The 15,298-nt window shown below is 42.3% G+C and carries 18 protein-coding genes, 1 tRNA gene and 1 pseudogene; 11 read left to right on the top strand and 9 right to left on the bottom strand.

Annotated elements, in window-relative coordinates; all coding sequences use genetic code 11:
- Positions 1 to 173: 173 nt before the first annotated feature.
- On the bottom strand, positions 174 to 908 hold the full coding sequence (locus V7K31_RS08310; RefSeq protein ID WP_335093723.1) for a dCTP deaminase: 735 nt from the start codon (positions 906 to 908) through the stop codon (positions 174 to 176).
- 164 nt (positions 909 to 1,072) lie between these two features.
- On the opposite strand from V7K31_RS08310, the gene dut reads away from it, so the two are divergent.
- Positions 1,073 to 1,468: a dUTP diphosphatase gene (gene dut, locus V7K31_RS08305; RefSeq protein ID WP_335093721.1), complete on the top strand. Its 396-nt coding sequence runs from the start codon at positions 1,073 to 1,075 to the stop codon at positions 1,466 to 1,468.
- Positions 1,469 to 1,559: 91 nt separating this feature from the next.
- Here dut and dcd read toward each other — a convergent pair whose 3' ends face one another.
- Positions 1,560 to 2,129, bottom strand: coding sequence for a dCTP deaminase (gene dcd, locus V7K31_RS08300; RefSeq protein WP_335093728.1), 570 nt, complete (start codon positions 2,127 to 2,129; stop codon positions 1,560 to 1,562).
- Between the two features lie 258 nt (positions 2,130 to 2,387).
- Positions 2,388 to 2,924: a P-loop NTPase family protein gene (locus V7K31_RS08295; RefSeq protein ID WP_335093718.1), complete on the bottom strand. Its 537-nt coding sequence runs from the start codon at positions 2,922 to 2,924 to the stop codon at positions 2,388 to 2,390.
- Positions 2,925 to 3,255: 331 nt separating this feature from the next.
- On the opposite strand from V7K31_RS08295, the gene V7K31_RS08290 reads away from it, so the two are divergent.
- The 6 genes from V7K31_RS08290 (at position 3,256) to V7K31_RS08265 (ending at position 8,960) form a co-directional block, all read left to right on the top strand.
- Positions 3,256 to 3,879 (top strand): adenylate kinase family protein, encoded by a 624-nt coding sequence (locus V7K31_RS08290; protein ID WP_335093717.1) that lies wholly within the window; start codon positions 3,256 to 3,258, stop codon positions 3,877 to 3,879.
- A gap of 177 nt (positions 3,880 to 4,056) precedes the next feature.
- Positions 4,057 to 4,800, top strand: a complete 744-nt coding sequence (gene rph / locus V7K31_RS08285) for a ribonuclease PH (protein WP_335093716.1) — start codon at positions 4,057 to 4,059, stop codon at positions 4,798 to 4,800.
- Between the two features lie 270 nt (positions 4,801 to 5,070).
- The gene (gene pgl, locus V7K31_RS08280) at positions 5,071 to 5,793 is read left to right on the top strand and encodes a 6-phosphogluconolactonase (protein WP_335093715.1); all 723 of its coding nucleotides are present in this window, start codon (positions 5,071 to 5,073) and stop codon (positions 5,791 to 5,793) included.
- Positions 5,794 to 6,036: 243 nt separating this feature from the next.
- Positions 6,037 to 6,915, top strand: coding sequence for an FHA domain-containing protein (locus tag V7K31_RS08275; RefSeq protein ID WP_335093714.1), 879 nt, complete (start codon positions 6,037 to 6,039; stop codon positions 6,913 to 6,915).
- A 412-nt stretch (positions 6,916 to 7,327) separates the two neighbouring features.
- On the top strand, positions 7,328 to 8,071 hold the full coding sequence (locus V7K31_RS08270; RefSeq protein WP_335093713.1) for a M50 family metallopeptidase: 744 nt from the start codon (positions 7,328 to 7,330) through the stop codon (positions 8,069 to 8,071).
- Positions 8,072 to 8,180: 109 nt separating this feature from the next.
- Positions 8,181 to 8,960 (top strand): DUF3598 family protein, encoded by a 780-nt coding sequence (locus V7K31_RS08265; RefSeq protein WP_335093712.1) that lies wholly within the window; start codon positions 8,181 to 8,183, stop codon positions 8,958 to 8,960.
- 75 nt (positions 8,961 to 9,035) lie between these two features.
- Here the strand turns inward: V7K31_RS08265 and V7K31_RS08260 are convergent, their stop codons facing one another.
- Both V7K31_RS08260 and V7K31_RS08255 read right to left on the bottom strand, forming a co-directional pair.
- A complete protein-coding gene (locus V7K31_RS08260) occupies positions 9,036 to 10,040 on the bottom strand; it encodes a 2-hydroxyacid dehydrogenase (RefSeq protein ID WP_335093711.1) in 1,005 nt (334 codons plus the stop codon).
- Between the two features lie 159 nt (positions 10,041 to 10,199).
- Positions 10,200 to 11,078, bottom strand: coding sequence for a class I SAM-dependent methyltransferase (locus tag V7K31_RS08255; RefSeq protein WP_335093710.1), 879 nt, complete (start codon positions 11,076 to 11,078; stop codon positions 10,200 to 10,202).
- Positions 11,079 to 11,291: 213 nt separating this feature from the next.
- On the opposite strand from V7K31_RS08255, the gene V7K31_RS08250 reads away from it, so the two are divergent.
- Positions 11,292 to 11,376 (top strand) — tRNA-Ser (locus tag V7K31_RS08250).
- A 59-nt stretch (positions 11,377 to 11,435) separates the two neighbouring features.
- Here V7K31_RS08250 and V7K31_RS08245 read toward each other — a convergent pair.
- From V7K31_RS08245 to V7K31_RS08230, 4 genes are all read right to left on the bottom strand, one after another.
- Positions 11,436 to 12,014 carry a TMEM175 family protein gene (locus V7K31_RS08245; protein WP_335093709.1) on the bottom strand — a complete coding sequence of 193 codons (579 nt, stop codon included), beginning with the start codon at positions 12,012 to 12,014 and terminating at the stop codon, positions 11,436 to 11,438.
- 79 nt (positions 12,015 to 12,093) lie between these two features.
- Entirely contained in the window at positions 12,094 to 13,695 is a 1,602-nt protein-coding gene (locus V7K31_RS08240; protein ID WP_335093707.1) for a serine/threonine-protein kinase, read from the bottom strand.
- A 52-nt stretch (positions 13,696 to 13,747) separates the two neighbouring features.
- Positions 13,748 to 13,957: a DUF6887 family protein gene (locus tag V7K31_RS08235; RefSeq protein WP_292801083.1), complete on the bottom strand. Its 210-nt coding sequence runs from the start codon at positions 13,955 to 13,957 to the stop codon at positions 13,748 to 13,750.
- Entirely contained in the window at positions 13,954 to 14,136 is a 183-nt protein-coding gene (locus V7K31_RS08230) for a DUF6888 family protein (RefSeq protein ID WP_323200024.1), read from the bottom strand. The genes V7K31_RS08235 and V7K31_RS08230 overlap by 4 nt, the downstream gene beginning before the upstream one ends.
- Positions 14,137 to 14,209: 73 nt before the next feature.
- Here V7K31_RS08230 and V7K31_RS08225 point away from each other — a divergent pair, with 73 nt between their 5' ends.
- The 3 genes and pseudogenes from V7K31_RS08225 (at position 14,210) to V7K31_RS08220 (ending at position 15,235) form a co-directional block, all read left to right on the top strand.
- On the top strand, positions 14,210 to 14,749 hold the full coding sequence (locus V7K31_RS08225; protein ID WP_335093705.1) for a T4SS efffector SepA family protein: 540 nt from the start codon (positions 14,210 to 14,212) through the stop codon (positions 14,747 to 14,749).
- Positions 14,750 to 14,873: 124 nt separating this feature from the next.
- Positions 14,874 to 15,038: pseudogene (locus tag V7K31_RS31830) on the top strand (DUF6888 family protein); the annotation flags it as partial.
- Positions 15,035 to 15,235 carry a DUF6887 family protein gene (locus tag V7K31_RS08220; RefSeq protein WP_335093704.1) on the top strand — a complete coding sequence of 67 codons (201 nt, stop codon included), beginning with the start codon at positions 15,035 to 15,037 and terminating at the stop codon, positions 15,233 to 15,235. The pseudogene V7K31_RS31830 and the gene V7K31_RS08220, both read left to right, overlap by 4 nt.
- The last annotated feature ends 63 nt before the right edge of the window (positions 15,236 to 15,298 follow it).

Here is a 15,298-nt window from a genome sequence, read left to right as displayed (position 1 = left end):
GGTTTGGGTTCTGGAATCATATCACTGAGAAATTCATATTGGGCACTGGTCAGATTGCTAGGGTATGCTTTACTCATGTTGCTCTCTCGGTGCTGCCTACTATCTATTCACAGCGTATACCGAGAGAGCTTTTTTACAATCTGTCCGACTTTTCAAACACCTTCTAAAGCTGTTTACGAGATGGCAACACCAACTCCTATTGTAGTTATAAATAACTCAGGTTTTTTCTTAAAAAATGAGTAACCTATAATCAAAGAACTTAGGATAATACCAAAAGAGGCAAGGAGTTGAAAAAAGGTTTCTGTTTTCTTTTTTTGCTTCTTTTTATCCCTTTCGATACTTTTTTCTTTGTCTCTTTGCAATTGTGATTTTCTAGCACCGGCGGAAAATTTTTTAAGTAAAATATCTTTTCTTCCGGATTTATGTCCAGATTCTTGTGTAGAAGCTGATCTGTTTTCAAAAAATAGAACTGTGCAAAATCGCTCTTTAAAATTTATAGTTATACTTTCTCTAGACTGATTATGTACAGCTATTAAAAGCTGACCAGACCAATCAGGGTCAATGGTTGTAGATACAGGAGATAAACCTTTTGAAACTTGAGATACTTTAGATAATATTATTCCTGAAAATTTATGGTTTTTTGGCATTCTAATTTCTTCAAAAGTACTAATTAGAGATGTATCTCCAGGTTCAATAATAACTGGAGAATCTATATTCACAATTATTTCTTCTCCTTTGGATGCAGAAGCATAAGTATCACCTACTCTTAAGTCATATCCTATAGGTGTTAAACTATCTGGTGAAAATGGATTAATATAAATCTTGCGTTGGGCATCGCTTTGATTCTGCCACTCTTGCGGAGTGTAGCATTTCATTATTTCCAAATCAGTATCTGTTAGCAATGACATACTTACCTCTTTAGTAAAAAATCTGTAAAATCATACATTATTAAAGGCTAGGAGAGAAATTTAAGGGTGATGAAGTAAAAATTATAAAGCTCAATAAACTAGGGATTATTCCTAAATATGAATATTCAAATGATTCGGGGTTTGATTTTTGCTCTACAGAAGAAGTGGAAATTGATATTGGAGAAAGCAAGTTAAGTAGGTGGGCACTAAAAAATACAACTAGATTAAAAAATGTAAATCGCTTAAAAGCTTATATTCAAAGCGTTCCTGGCGCTTTACATAAGTTTACACAGTTCGGTTTAATTGTGCCTACCTACTTAGTACAAACTGGTATCTCAATAGAGCTACCTCCAGAAACTGAAGCTCAAATACGCCCTAAAAGTGGGTTAGCTTTCAAGCACCAAATTACAGTTTTAAACACCCCCGGAACTCTAGACGAAGGTTACAGAGGAGAAATAGGTGTAATTTTAATAAATCATAGAAAACACTCTTTTCAAGTTATAAAAGGAATGAAAATTGCTCAAATGGTCATCATATCAGTAATTCATGTTGAAGTTTAAGAAGTTAATAACCTCAGTCATACATCTAGAGGAACTGTGGTTTTGGTTCAACTGGAATCACTGCAAATATATAAACTTATAGATTATTAGACTATACGCGAGCCAGAGTCACAATTTCTAGCTGATCCTGATATTTCCCCTGTCGGGCTTCATAACTGATAGCACAAGGTTCACCTTCTAAAAATAGTAATTGCACCACGCCTTCATTAGCGTAAATGCGACAGTCTGCGCTGGAAGAATTGGAAAATTCTAAAGTTAGATGACCCCGCCATGCAGCTTCAGCAGGTGTTAGATTTGCAATGATTCCACACCTTGCATACGTAGATTTACCTATACAAATTACTGTAATATTCTCAGGAACCTCCAGCTTTTCTAGAGCAACCCCAAGTCCATAAGAGTGAGCAGGTAAAATAAAATAACTACCATTAACATCTATATGCAGTGCTGTTGGCTCTAAATTCTGAGGATTAAAGTTTTTGGGATCAACTACAGTTCCGGGAATGTGGCGAAAAATACGGAACTCAGCCGAGGAAAGGCGTATATCGTACCCATAAGAAGATAAACCGTAGCTAATTACAGGTTGAACTGCTACAGACTCATCTTTTTGCACTTTTCGTATTAAACTTGGCTCAAAGGGCGAAATTAAACCCTGTTGAGCCATTTCGGTAATCCAGATATCGTTCTTAATCACAAGTTCGCTACTAACGTTGATTCAAACAGACTCGATATATTAGCATGAACTGAGTATTTTGTTTAAGAGGATGTTTGAAAAGTCGTAAAGTATACTAGAAACCCCTCTCCAAACCTCTCCCCCACAGGGAGAGAGGCTTTGAAACCCCCATTCCCTGGTAGGGAAGGGGGCTAGGGGGGTTAGGTTCTTAATGCTTTGATGTTACCAAAAATACTTTTCAAACATCCTCTAAGGTCGATAACTGCGACGGATTTCTGTAATTTGATCTGCCACATCCAACAGAGATTTTGGCATCTCTGGCCCTGTGAGAATGATATCGACGTGGGGAGGGCGTTTTGCCAGAAATGCTAAAACTTCCGTTTCAGGAATTAAACCAAAGTTAATCGCTAAACTTAACTCATCTAAGATAACGAGAGAATACTTACTCTCACACACTACCTGTTGCGTATATTGCCACAGCTTTTGCAAACTTTGGTTTTCCGTATCGTCTAAAGGTGGTGTATCGATACAACGAGGCAAATCACAGCGAATCCAATCTAAATTTTGTCCTAATTGTATGGGTCGATCCTGTCCTTGACGGATACCTCCTTTGAGGAACTGCACTATTAATACTGGCGTTCCTTGTCCAGCTATTCTCAGTGATTGAGCCATAACGCTTGTAAAAAAGTTGCGATTGGAGCTAGTGAAAACTTGCACTAGTCCTTCAACTGGATATGGTAAGGTAAGAGTTGAATTGATACTTTGAGTTTCTAACTGGGCAACCATAGGGTTAAGTTCAAAAAGTTACAATAAATTAAAGGTTTCTGCTGACGCTACTTATTACAAATCTGCCTGTATAATTAATCTGTTTTTCACAGATGTGGTGGATTTAGCAAATTGCATTCTTAGTCAACACTAGGTTTGTGGTTAAGTCAAGAGTTATTTTCGTTTTTTTTCTGAAAGTAGTTGTAAAAATGAAAACATAAGAGTTACAGTTCCAATTATCTAAAAAAGCTGGGCATAACGTCTGAAAACCGCTAAATGCTGGATTTACCGGTTGTTTGGGCAAAACACACTAAGAAAGTAGTGAATTTGACAGGATGAGGAGTGAATTGTTGTGAGATTGGTGATTCTGGGAGGTTCAGGATCGGGTAAAAGCACTCAAGCACAAAGGCTTTGCAGATACTTTGATATTCCTTTGATTTCTACAGGTGAGATTTTACGGGAAGCAATATCTGGCAATAATCTGCCATCGGAGTTTCGATGGTCGCAAACTGACCCCCGAACTTCTCTTTCGGTTTACGCTAGCCTGAGTGAACTAGGTGATCGCGCACGGACTTATATGCAAAAAGGGGAGTTAGTTCCAGACGAAATGATCATTGAATTGATCCGAATACGCCTCGGACAACCAGATATTAGCTGCGATTGGGTGTTAGAAGGCTATCCCCGTACTGCCTTTCAGTCTGAAGAATTAGATTTTTTCTTGGATGATTTAGAGCAAAAGCTAGATTGGGCAATTTATCTCCAAGTCCCAGAAGCTGTCATGGTTAGCCGATCCTTGGGGCGATCGCTACCAGATGACCAACCGGAAATCGTCCAACGCCGTGTAGAATTATTCTACGATCGCACCATTCCTATCCTAGAATATTACGATCGTCGTCGCCGCCTATTGACCATCAACGGCGACCAGTCACCAGATATGGTGCAGCAAAATATTTTGACTCTGCTTTCAGTTCCTTAGATGAGTGGGGAGTGGGGACTGGGGGAGCAAGAATTTTAGATTTTGGATTTTAGATTGAAATTTAATCCAAAATCCAAAATCCAAAATCCAAAATTGAATTGCCCAATGCCCCTCAAATGATGATTTGCAACACTAAGGTAATCTTAAGGCAGTATTGTAAAACTTGAGGCAACTCCAATGGCTTGGCAGCGTCCAGACGGTCGAATTCCTTACGAACTACGTCCGATTAGCTTTTACCCCAGTTTCACACGCTTTGCCCCTGGTTCTGTTCTCGCAAGATCCGGTGATACTCAAGTACTTTGTACTGTTAGCGTTAATAAGGGAGTTCCGAAGTTTCTCGAAGGAACTGGTAAAGGCTGGTTAACTGCTGAGTACCGAATGCTACCATCTGCTACCCAAAAACGGCAAGAAAGGGAATTATTGAAATTATCTGGACGGACGCAAGAAATTCAACGTCTAATCGGGCGTAGCTTACGCGCAGCAGTGGATTTTGAGGCACTGGGAGAACGCACGCTAACTGTGGATGCCGATGTGTTACAAGCAGACGCTGGAACTCGAACAACAGCGATTACAGGCTCGTTTGTGGCGTTGGCTCATGGGATTTCTAAATTGTTGCAGGAGGGCGTGTTGGAGCGATCGCCTTTGTGTGGACAGGTAGCAGCAGTTTCCGTAGGATTACTGGAAGGAGAGCCATTTTTGGATCTGAATTATATCGAAGATGTGGCTGCAACAGTAGATTTTAATGTGGTGATGAATCAAGGTTTGGGAATCATTGAAGTCCAGGGAACAGCCGAAGAAGGCAGCTTTAGCCGTACTCAGTTGAATCAACTGCTAGATGTGGCCGAAAAGGGAATTCAGGAATTGTTAATCGCCCAACGTGAAGCGATCGCTGACTGGGAAGGGTTGTTTGTGATTAATTAGTTTTATTAATTTTTAATAAGAATTAAGAAATGTATCCTCTGTGGCGTTAATCAACAAAGTATCAAGTAACTGGGTGTAAATAAAAATAATCATGAAAGTAGTTAGTAGTTAGTGCGACTGACTACTGACAACTTAGTGTTGAAGGTGATAAGGAACGTTTACGTTTTTAAAACCTACCTAATCCAGGATGTTAAATGTTTCAAAAGTTAAAAAGGGGGATTGTAATAAATTCGGTATTGTATTCCTGGAAGCCAGCAATATGATGAAGCCATGAACAAAACCGTTGAAGTTCTATCAGATCAGCCAGCGCTGGTTGCACGAGCGCTAGAATTAATTCTGTCCAAGTTAGAAACTGCCATTGAGCAGCGTGGGCAGTTTACCATCGCCTTATCTGGCGGTAGTACACCTAAACCCTTATACGAAGCAATCGCTACTCAAAAACTGCCTTGGGATAAAATTCATATATTCTGGGGGGATGAGCGTTATGTACCATCAGATCATCCCGATAGCAATGAACTGATGACGCGTCGGGCGTGGCTAGATCGTGTTGACATCCCAGCAGCTAACATTCACCCCGTACCAACCTTGTCAGCTAATCCAGAACTAGCTGCTGCTAAGTATGAACAACAGATCAAAGAATTTTTCAATTCTTCTGGGGTCGAGTTTCCCTCATTGGATGTAGTATTGCTAGGGATGGGTGATGATGCACATACCGCATCTTTGTTTCCCCATACAGAGGCTCTCAAAGTACGCGATCGCCTAGTTACCGTGGGTAACAAAGATGGAAACCCCAGGATAACTTTCACATACCCCTTCATCAACTCTGCTCGTTGCGTGATTTTTCTGGTTGCTGGTGCTAATAAACGACCAGCTTTGGCGCAAGTCTTTGCACCTGTAGCCGATGACTTCACTTACCCATCCCGCTTGATTCAGCCCCAAGGAGAACTTTGGTGGCTACTGGATGCAGCAGCAGGTTTAGAACTCCAACATTGAATAATGGGGCATTGGGCATGGGGCAATTCAATTTTGGATTTTGGATTTTAAATTTTGGATTAAATTTCAATCTAAAATCCAAAATCTAAAATCTAAAATTCTTGCTTCCCCTGCTCCCTTTTCCCCGTATCCAAAATTCATCGTTCCAGTAGCAGTAATTGCTAAAATCTAAAGTTAGGGCCGCCCTCTGCTTGCCAGTCCTACCTAACATCTATGATGATCTTGAACAAAGGCTAAATATCGATGATCGTCTGCCCTAATTGCAATCATCCTAACCCTGATGGCGCTGTCCAGTGTGAAGCTTGCTATACACCGTTACCTGCGACTACTAACTGTCCCAGTTGTGGGGCAACTGTGCAGGCAGATGCTGCATTCTGCGGTCAGTGTGGCTATAACCTTCATTCCGCAGGAATTCCACACGCTCATACTGGGGTAGCTGCAACAGTTACTCCCGATATTCCTGTGGAAGTACCGCCGTTAGTTCCACCAGATCCACTGTTAGAACTTTTACAACCAGATGCCTTAGGAATGAGCGAATCTACTAACTCCCATCCCTCCGGCTCATCTTTACCACCAACACAGGTGGCAGTTGCCCCAGAAGCTCCGCCACAGGTATCTGTTACAGAAAGCAGCCCCTCAGAACCAGAGCCAAGCGTCGCAGCTCAACCCGTAGTCTCTGGAACAAGTATTCCTACTCCACCACCTTTGGAACCAGCGCCGGCCTCGGAAGTAGAAGTACCCGTGTCAGCAACACCAGTAGCAACTGCAACTGCTTCAAAAACTCAATTACAGCAGATTACAGCGCGGTTAATCCACGTTCAAACCGATCTGTTAATTGAATTGCCGCAAAATCTCTCTGTGATTCATATCGGCAAGCCCAATGATCGGATTCCCCCAGATATAGATGTTTCAGGATTTCCCAATTCAGAAATTGTCTCGCGGATTCATGCAGATATTCGCGTCGAGGGAGACGCTCACTATGTAGAAGATGTGGGAAGTTCTAATGGCACTTATATTAATAATTTGCCACTCTTACCGGGGAATCGTCACCGCTTGCGTCCAGGCGATCGCATCAGCTTGGGTAAAGGAGATTTAATGACATTCCTGTTTCAACTTGCTTAACTGATTCTCCATCAATTGTGACATCAGTCTAGGCATTTTCTGCCCATCCTCCAGCATCCATTTTGGAGGAGAAACAAATAAACCGCATCACACAAGCGACGGATAATATCATGTCCGCTTGATTACTTATTAAACCCGAAGAACCCCACCCCGCCAAAGCTATGCTTTGTCTCCCCTCCCCGCAGACGGGGAGGGGTTCTTTTATTATGGGTAATTTGGCGGACATGATATAACTATGTTGTTCTTGACAGTCCCATAGTTTACAGCCGTCGCTTCGAGGTGCGAATTGTTGCATTGCCCAGCAACTCCACTACCTTAATAATTACATTAGGATGGATGAAAATACACTGCCAATTTTAGATTTTGGATTGAAGGGAAAATCTAAAATCTAAAATCCAAAATAGAGTGACCTATGAAAGAACCAAGTAAAAATTTTAAACCCTTGCTTACCAAAGAAGCCCCGCTAGTTGTTGAACGCATGGGGCTAACCTGGCTAATTGCAGCAGCGATCGCAACTGCTTTACTGTGGCAAGTACCAGGAGGAGATTATATCTTATACCCATTTACGATTTTGGCAACCTGGTTTCATGAAATGGGTCACGGTTTAATGGCACTCCTATTAGGGGGACAGTTTCAGAAATTAGAGATTTTTAGCAATGGTTCTGGTGTAGCAACTTATGGAATGCGATCGTCAGTGGTGCCAATTGTCCCGGCAATAGTCGCAGCAGCAGGGCCAATGGGGCCGCCTATTGCCGGTGCAGCTTTGATTCTAGCTTCCCGGAGTTTTAGAGCAGCAAACCTCTGTTTAAAAATATTAGGGAGTTTTTTGCTATTTTCGACATTAATTTGGGTACGTTCCTGGTTTGGATTGCTGGCAATTCCCTTGCTGGGTTTAATAATCTTGGGTGTCGCGCTGAAAGCCCCTCGCTGGGCACAAGGGTTTATTATTCAATTTCTGGGTGTACAAGCTTGTGTAAGTACGTACCATCAACTTGATTATCTATTTAGTAGCTCTGCTGGACCCCTTGGACTTTCTGATACAGCGCAAATGCAACGGTATTTGCTTTTACCTTACTGGTTTTGGGGTGGGTTGATGGCGATCGCATCTCTGGTGATTTTAGTCCAAAGTCTCCGCGTTGCCTATCGTTCAAAATGAATATATAGATGTTAGTAAATCAATAAGTCCTACTCGCTTTTGCCCCTCAAACGACTTAATCTAGGGAAAAGTTAGAGAAAAATTAGTTAATTAGCAGGTGAATAATTATATGGAATTAAAAGCACAAAACTGGAACAATTTGACAGCAAACCATTTGTGCGACTGGCACGGTATTTGGACAAGATATTCCCCCCAAGGAGAAGTTACCGAGTCGTTTCGTAGTCTGAGAAGCTTTCAGAGCAATCCACAGCAGACAGAAATAGCTCACACTAATCGCTATATGTATGCTGATGGCACAATCAAGTCAGAAAGTTGGGAATATAACTTGGAGTCTAATAGCTTACTTGATGGGGTTTTTCACCCCCAAAGTCAGTGGATGAGGGGGTTGTTCTTTGAATCAGGTCATGCTGCTTGGGTGACAATGCAGTTAAAAATTGACTCCTTTTTTGCTGTTGAATTATTTTTTAAGGACGAGGAACTACGACATAGTGTGGGTATTGTTTACGATCAGCAAGGAGCTTTGTTCCGAACGGCGAACATTCGTGAAGATGCTACAGGTTTCCCTAGTAAACACTGGTCTAAAGAAATAGAACAGGTATCTGAGAGAAATCTGAGTGGCAATTGGCAAGGAACCTCCGTCACCATTACCCCTGATTTAAAGATTTCTGAGCCTGTACCAACTCAACTACACCCTAGTTGGGAAGGACAAAATACCTTCTTTTTACCTGACGGAGTTTCTATCAGTTGTCCAGATAAAGTGAGTGTTGGTACTCCTTTTATTCTGGCAGCGAATTGGCTGGTGACAAACTCCAAATTGCAACAATTGAGCGTCAAGTATGACGAGTCTGGCGCTTTTGCTGCACTCACCCTGGAACTCCTGCACATTTGATGCAAAGAATTGGTGAGCTTTGCCAATATAGCCAATTCAAAAATGAACTGCGAATTAGCGATCGCCAACCATTACCTAAGCTGAAAATTGAGCGCGAATTTCATTGGTACAAGGATGACCCTTTTCAACATCAGTAATATTAGCAAAAGTTGTTTCTGCAATATTGTGGAGAGCTTCTGCTGTAAAAAAGGCTTGATGTCCGGTAATGAGTACATTGGGGAACGTTATCAGACGCTGGAAAATATCATCTTGAATAATTTCGCCGGACAAATCCTCAAAGAACAATTCCGATTCTTGTTCGTAGACATCCATACCGAGATAGCCAATCTTACCAGACTTCAATCCCTCAATCACTGCTTGGGTATCAATCAGCGCTCCTCGGCTAGTGTTAATTAGCATCACGCCTGACTTGATCTGTTTTATAGCCTCAGTGTTGATCAAGTGATGCGTTTCGAGAGTCAGGGGGCAATGTAGGGAGATAATATCGGAGTTGGCAAATAGCTCAGGTAGTTCTACATACTTTCCACCTAGCGCCTCCAATTCGGGATTGCGATAAACGTCATAGGCGAGTAATTCACAGCCAAACCCCTTCATAATCTGTCCTAAAATCAAACCGATTTTGCCGGTGCCGATAATCCCGACTGTGCGCTGATGCAAATTAAATCCTAACAGTCCATCTAGGGAAAAATTACCTTCTCGGACACGGTTATAAGCCCGATGAATTTTGCGATTCAGGCTTAAAATCAATCCCACGGCATGTTCTGCTACCCCGTAGGGTGAATAGGCGGGAACACGCACAACAGTAATTCCTAAATCTGCTGCGGCTTGTAAGTCTACATTGTTAAACCCTGCACAGCGAAGGACAACCAGCCGAGTTCCCCGTGAGGCGAGAAGCTCTAAAGTTGGGGCATCAACTTGGTCATGCACAAATACGCAAACCGCCGGAAATCCGGCGGCGAGGATAGCAGTATCCCGATTTAAACGGGGTTCAAAAAACACTAACTCGTGTTGGGTGGGAGAATTTGCAGCTGACAAAAACTGCCGATCGTAGGCTTTTGTACTGAAGACTGCTACTTTCATGCAAAACCTCAAGCTGTATGCTGCACAATGTTCGACTACATAATACCTTGGCAGTTAGAGAAGCGATGTCTACGACGAACTGTGACGCTCGTGACGCTCAATGACTCGCTAACGCTATCAGTGACGCACCTTTGAAGATCGTCAATCTTAGAGGATGTTTCACAGGTCATCTTGGTTAACCTCATGAATTGATAACTGCCAGAGTTGGATTTGATAACAGAGATGGCGATCAAAAATGGTGCGTGCTGCTAACCCCTCGACAATCGGCTTTTCCAGCCAGCGTTTGAAGGCTAAACGACCGAGTGCATGTATTGGTGGGACTGCGATCGCTACAACATCAGCGATATATTTCATCGTAGTCAGTCCAAAAGTACGAAAGTTATCAAGACACAAGTCAATCGTTGGCGCAATCTGGGTGGAGATGTCCTCAGTCTTAATTAACTTAAATCCAGCCTGTATTAACGCTGTCTGAAGCTCGCTAGCGACATGACAATTAGAAAAAATCCCTTCTCGATATCCAGCATCAGAACGCATCATATCCGCAAGCAATAAGTAGCCACCACTATTTAATAAACGAGCTGTACCCTGAGCTAAATCGTCAGCAGCAATATATTGGCTGCTTTCACTGAACAGAACTAGGTCATAGGAGTGTGAGGTGTGAAAATCTTCAAATCTCGTTAGGTAGAAAGGTATTTGACCGTTGGTATTCTTGATAAACTTCTCTTGTTGGATTGCATCAGGTGCTAATCCTTCAACACCAAAACCGCGTGAGCACAAATATGCTGCGTTACCACCAATACCACAGCCGACATCAAGCACAGTTTTTGTAGTCTCTGGAATGAAACTGAAAAGCTTTGCTGCATAAGCTTCTTGAGCCGCACGAAAGCGAGTTATAGTCAATTCCTCACCCGCAGTAGGTAGTGTCTCCCAATATCCGTAATGGAGGTAGGGGGAATTTGTGAGTCCCATGTAATAATCTATCGCCGCATTTTGGTAGCGAGTTGGTTTGGGAATGTTGATTGATTTTGATTTAAGCATTGATGAATTTTGATGAATAAAGTAAGTTTTAGGGTATTATACTTGGTTGAAATTATTCCCAACGTTTGCTTTGCAAAGTAGTTCTTCCCGAAGCATTCCGTTACGCAGATAAAGCGATAATGTTATAGTAGTACCGAGAAATATGCTAAAATTTCCTTTACTTGATGCCATTTGAATGTAGAATAGATACTCAAATGTCTGAATGATATACCTGGAGAGGTGTCCGAGTGGTTGATGGTGACGCACTCGAAATGCGTTTTGGGGAAACTCAACGGGGGTTCGAATCCCCCCCTCTCCGTTCAAAAAGATTGGCGAGTGAATTTTGAATCTTTCAATCCCAAATCCCAAATTTCAAATCTAAAATTCACTAAGAGTCTTCTCAATACGACGGTCAGGGATAAGCCATATAATCGCAACTAAAATGTAAAATGCACAGGCAAACCATGAGTTCACAAAGGCAAGTGGAATTGCTACAGCATAGAACACCACCGATACTTTTCCTTTGAAGTCTTCACCAACTGCGATCGCTAATGTCGAATCCCTACCCTGGTGAGAAATCAGGGCGCGGGTAAGGATAAAGTAAGCGATCGCCGCAAACAACAACACCGTACCATAAAGGGCAACTGGCATTGCGGCAAAATGATTCTCTCCCATCCAGCCGGTGACAAAGGGGATTAGCGATAACCAAAACAGCAAATGCAGATTAGCCCAAAGTATACGCCCATTAACCTGTCTGACTGCTTGTAGTAGGTGATGGTGATTATTCCAGTAGATGCCAATATAAATAAAACTCAGCACATAACTCAGAAATACCGGAATCAGTGGACGCAGCGCCGCTAAATCGAATCCATGCGGCACTTTGATTTCCAGCACCATAATGGTGATGATGATGGCAATCACCCCATCGCTGAATGCTTCTAACCTCCCTTTGCCCATATACCCATTCCTTTTCTATTTACTTGAAAGTAAGTTGTGACACTCTGTACTTTATCCCAAATTCAAAATCTAAAATTGACTAATTATTGTCCTCGGATTGCTGATCATTTTGGGGTTGACTATTAGTAGATGAATTTTGTTTTTCCAGTGTTGGTACTACTACAGCAGAAGGATCTGACTGTTTGGATTCCCTTGGTGGCGCTGCTGGGATGACCACAGGATTTGACGGATTCACAGCTTTGGGGGAAGTAGAATCTTGACTAGAAGCGGGTAAGTTCTTTTGTGGCAATGGTGCGGGGGAGGCTTTACGAGATGACCGAATTGCCCGTAGTTTCTCCACTAGCGAGGGTGTGGGTGAAACGCTAGGTGAAGGTGTGGATTGTTGGGAATCGCCGCGTTGTGATTCTGGTGTAGGGTTGCTGCTGGAAGATTCTTCTTGGGAAGAACGACGATTGCGCCGACGCTGCTTAGAATTAAAGACAGGTGCTGATTCAGTTCTGGAAGTAGTGTTAGTCTCTTCACCCGGAGGTGAAGATGTCCGATCAAAGTTAGGTACTTTCGCGGGTGATTGTTGAGTTGGCTGTTCAAAAAGCGGCTTTGCGGTTGGCTGCGGCTGAGATTTGGGTAATATGCTCGTAATCCCAAAACCTGCTGTAGCAGCAAATAAGGCTATACCCATACCAATAAATACCTTAGATGACCCCAGTTTTTTAGCCAGTACAGTTTTCTTAACGATACCTGCGGGGGGCTGTACCAACGCAGATGGTCTATGAATCCGATTTTGGGCAGTTTTCCCAATTAAATTTGCTGCTTGCTGGGCAGATAAATTGACAGTTGGCACTGCGTAAGTGGCTTGCGGTGTCACATTCGCCCCATTTTCAGGTAGCAGTTGTAACCACTCAGCAACTGTGGCTGGCCGAAAACGAGATTCCACCGCCATACCGCGCATTACCGCTTGGTTGACAGCAGCACTCAAGTGTGGTTGCAGTTCGCGGGGGGAAGGCATTTGCTGGCGATCGCGCAATAATGCTGGCATCGGAACTTGGCCTGTCAACACTGCATACAAGGTTGCTGCTAAACCATAAACATCCGTGGCCGGTGTGCGCGGCGCTTGCGTCAGATACTGCTCAATTGGAGCATAACCCTCAGAAACCAAACCCGTATGAGTCTGCCTGACACCGCCATTAAATTCCCTGGCAATGCCAAAATCAATCAGTACTACTTCCTGCGTTCCCAGGCGTTGGATAATATTATCTGGTTTCACATCCCGGTGTAACAAACCGTTGTTGTGTACTACCTGCAAGGCTGCCCCAATTTGCCGGATGTAATGAATTGCTGTCGCTTCTGGCATTGGTATTCCTGGTAATACAAATGCATCTCCCAAGGTTTCGCCAGGAATATATTCCATCACCATGTAAGGCAGTCCAGCTTCAACAAAAAAGTCACTGACTCTGACTATATTTGGGTGGATGCACGTAGCTAATCGTCTGGCTTCATCTTGGAATTGACGCTCGAATTTGGCAAAATCAGGATGTTCTCGCAGCCGTTCATTGATGGTTTTCATCACCACCTCCTGATCCAAGTAGCGATGGGTAGCTTTAAACGTAATGCCAAAACCACCCCGCCCTATTTCTTGAATTAGGGTATATTTTCCATCCTGCAAAATTGTGCCTGCTAACATAAAGAGTCCTGAGTCGTGGTGAGCAGATTAAGTAGCTATAGACGATAGGCAATCATTCAGTTCGATTGAGTTTCTCTTTTAAAAGAGCTTCTACCTCGCTCTCAGGATTGTCAAGATCGAAAGGATAAGGGTGTTGTGTAGCGGAGTCACAACGATTCATCAAAACTTGCAATGCAGCCCGAAACGCTTCTTCCTCATTTCTATGTTCTGAAAGATATCGTTTAAGTTCAATATTGGTCATCTGGTTTAGGTTCTGCATCATACAACAAATTTCCAATTCCCATATTGATCAATTATGACTGCAATCTCATCGTTCAAACCAGCTTGAATATAAAGCGTTTTCAACTTTTGGTCGTAGCGGAAAACCTGGATGGACTGATACAGATTAGAAAGTAACTGACAAAGGAATATCGCTGTATCCGATTGCTTCTGTGTTGGCATGATGTGGCTGCTGCCATTTTAATGTATGTCTGTTACGATTTTAATGTAAATAGAACATAATATAATATATCCGATGCCAGTTATCAGAATACCCGATCCTATTTACAAGAGGCTCCAAGCGATCGCCGTACCTTTTGAGGATACACCTATCACTGTTATTGAGAAGTTACTGAATGAATATGAGGCACATCACCAGTCTCAGCAAATTTCTGAAACTGAAAACGATAGAGTTATTGAACCTGGGGTAAGCAATTTGCAGCATACCAGAGTGCTTCGAGCCATTATGGGTGGTGAGGAAATTCATCAACCGAACTGGAACAAAATCCTCGATGCAGCACACGAACTTGCTATTCGACAGGGAGTTTCTGTAGACAAACTCATGAAGCTAACCCTTGCTCATGTTGTTAAGGGTGAAAAAATTAACTCTGGTTTTCATTACTTGCCAGAGGTAAACATTTCAATACAAGGTGTAGATTCAAATCTTGCTTGGCGTAACACTTTGCACTTAATGAAGAATTTGAAAATGCCAATTGAAATACACTTCGAGTGGCGCGACAAAGAAGGAGCAGCACATCCCGGTGAGAAAGGTCTGTTAATTTGGGAGTCTAAGTAGCATGTGAGAGTCACAACTGTGAAAAAATTACTAGATATTTTTATATTATACGTGTTACATTCCTATTTATAAATATTTATGATAAAAAAAACTAGTAGATGACGAGCTATAACCAACAGTAGAACAGCTACAATGCTTATATAGATTTTGCTATCAATTTACAAATGTGATGTTTCAGCCAATTCACATCGTGCGATTAGATGAACGATCGCTCAATATATTTATATTAGCTGGGCAAAATGAAGGAATAGAGCTAGAAATTACACCAGATGGTAGTATAGAACCATGAATAAGGTAAACTATGCAGCAATGAGCGACCAAGGGCTAAAGAGTTACCTTCTCACCCACAAGGATGATAAGGAAGCCTTTTATGCTTACATGGATAGACGAAAATCTCGTCATCGTGATGCTGCAATAAAATTAAATGATCCGGCTTGGGAAGAAAAGATAATAGCTGTGATTCAGAAACAATTAAGTTCTAATTGATAACTGAATAATCGAACAGAATTCAGGAGTCAGGAGTCAGAATTCAGTTGGGTATTCTGAATG

The organism is Nostoc sp., from assembly GCF_036917675.1.
Taxonomy (GTDB): domain Bacteria; phylum Cyanobacteriota; class Cyanobacteriia; order Cyanobacteriales; family Nostocaceae; genus Nostoc.
The sequence above is the reverse complement of the archived record's forward strand: the minus strand, read 5'-3'. Positions and strand labels throughout refer to the sequence as shown.

Bases quoted from the DNA above. Each gene is read 5' to 3' on its own strand.
- pgl (WP_335093715.1), top strand. From the start codon at position 5,071: ATGAACAAAACCGTTGAAGTTCTATCAGATCAGCCAGCGCTGGTTGCA.
- V7K31_RS08265 (WP_335093712.1), top strand. From the start codon at position 8,181: ATGGAATTAAAAGCACAAAACTGGAACAATTTGACAGCAAACCATTTG.
- V7K31_RS08295 (WP_335093718.1), bottom strand. From the start codon at position 2,924: ATGGTTGCCCAGTTAGAAACTCAAAGTATCAATTCAACTCTTACCTTA.
- rph (WP_335093716.1), top strand. From the start codon at position 4,057: ATGGCTTGGCAGCGTCCAGACGGTCGAATTCCTTACGAACTACGTCCG.
- V7K31_RS08310 (WP_335093723.1), bottom strand. From the start codon at position 908: ATGTCATTGCTAACAGATACTGATTTGGAAATAATGAAATGCTACACT.
- dcd (WP_335093728.1), bottom strand. From the start codon at position 2,129: ATGGCTCAACAGGGTTTAATTTCGCCCTTTGAGCCAAGTTTAATACGA.
- V7K31_RS08260 (WP_335093711.1), bottom strand. From the start codon at position 10,040: ATGAAAGTAGCAGTCTTCAGTACAAAAGCCTACGATCGGCAGTTTTTG.
- V7K31_RS08240 (WP_335093707.1), bottom strand. From the start codon at position 13,695: ATGTTAGCAGGCACAATTTTGCAGGATGGAAAATATACCCTAATTCAA.
- V7K31_RS08225 (WP_335093705.1), top strand. From the start codon at position 14,210: ATGCCAGTTATCAGAATACCCGATCCTATTTACAAGAGGCTCCAAGCG.
- V7K31_RS08245 (WP_335093709.1), bottom strand. From the start codon at position 12,014: ATGGGCAAAGGGAGGTTAGAAGCATTCAGCGATGGGGTGATTGCCATC.
- V7K31_RS08255 (WP_335093710.1), bottom strand. From the start codon at position 11,078: ATGCTTAAATCAAAATCAATCAACATTCCCAAACCAACTCGCTACCAA.
- V7K31_RS08270 (WP_335093713.1), top strand. From the start codon at position 7,328: ATGAAAGAACCAAGTAAAAATTTTAAACCCTTGCTTACCAAAGAAGCC.
- V7K31_RS08235 (WP_292801083.1), bottom strand. From the start codon at position 13,957: ATGATGCAGAACCTAAACCAGATGACCAATATTGAACTTAAACGATAT.
- V7K31_RS08220 (WP_335093704.1), top strand. From the start codon at position 15,035: ATGAATAAGGTAAACTATGCAGCAATGAGCGACCAAGGGCTAAAGAGT.
- V7K31_RS08230 (WP_323200024.1), bottom strand. From the start codon at position 14,136: ATGCCAACACAGAAGCAATCGGATACAGCGATATTCCTTTGTCAGTTA.
- V7K31_RS08275 (WP_335093714.1), top strand. From the start codon at position 6,037: ATGATCGTCTGCCCTAATTGCAATCATCCTAACCCTGATGGCGCTGTC.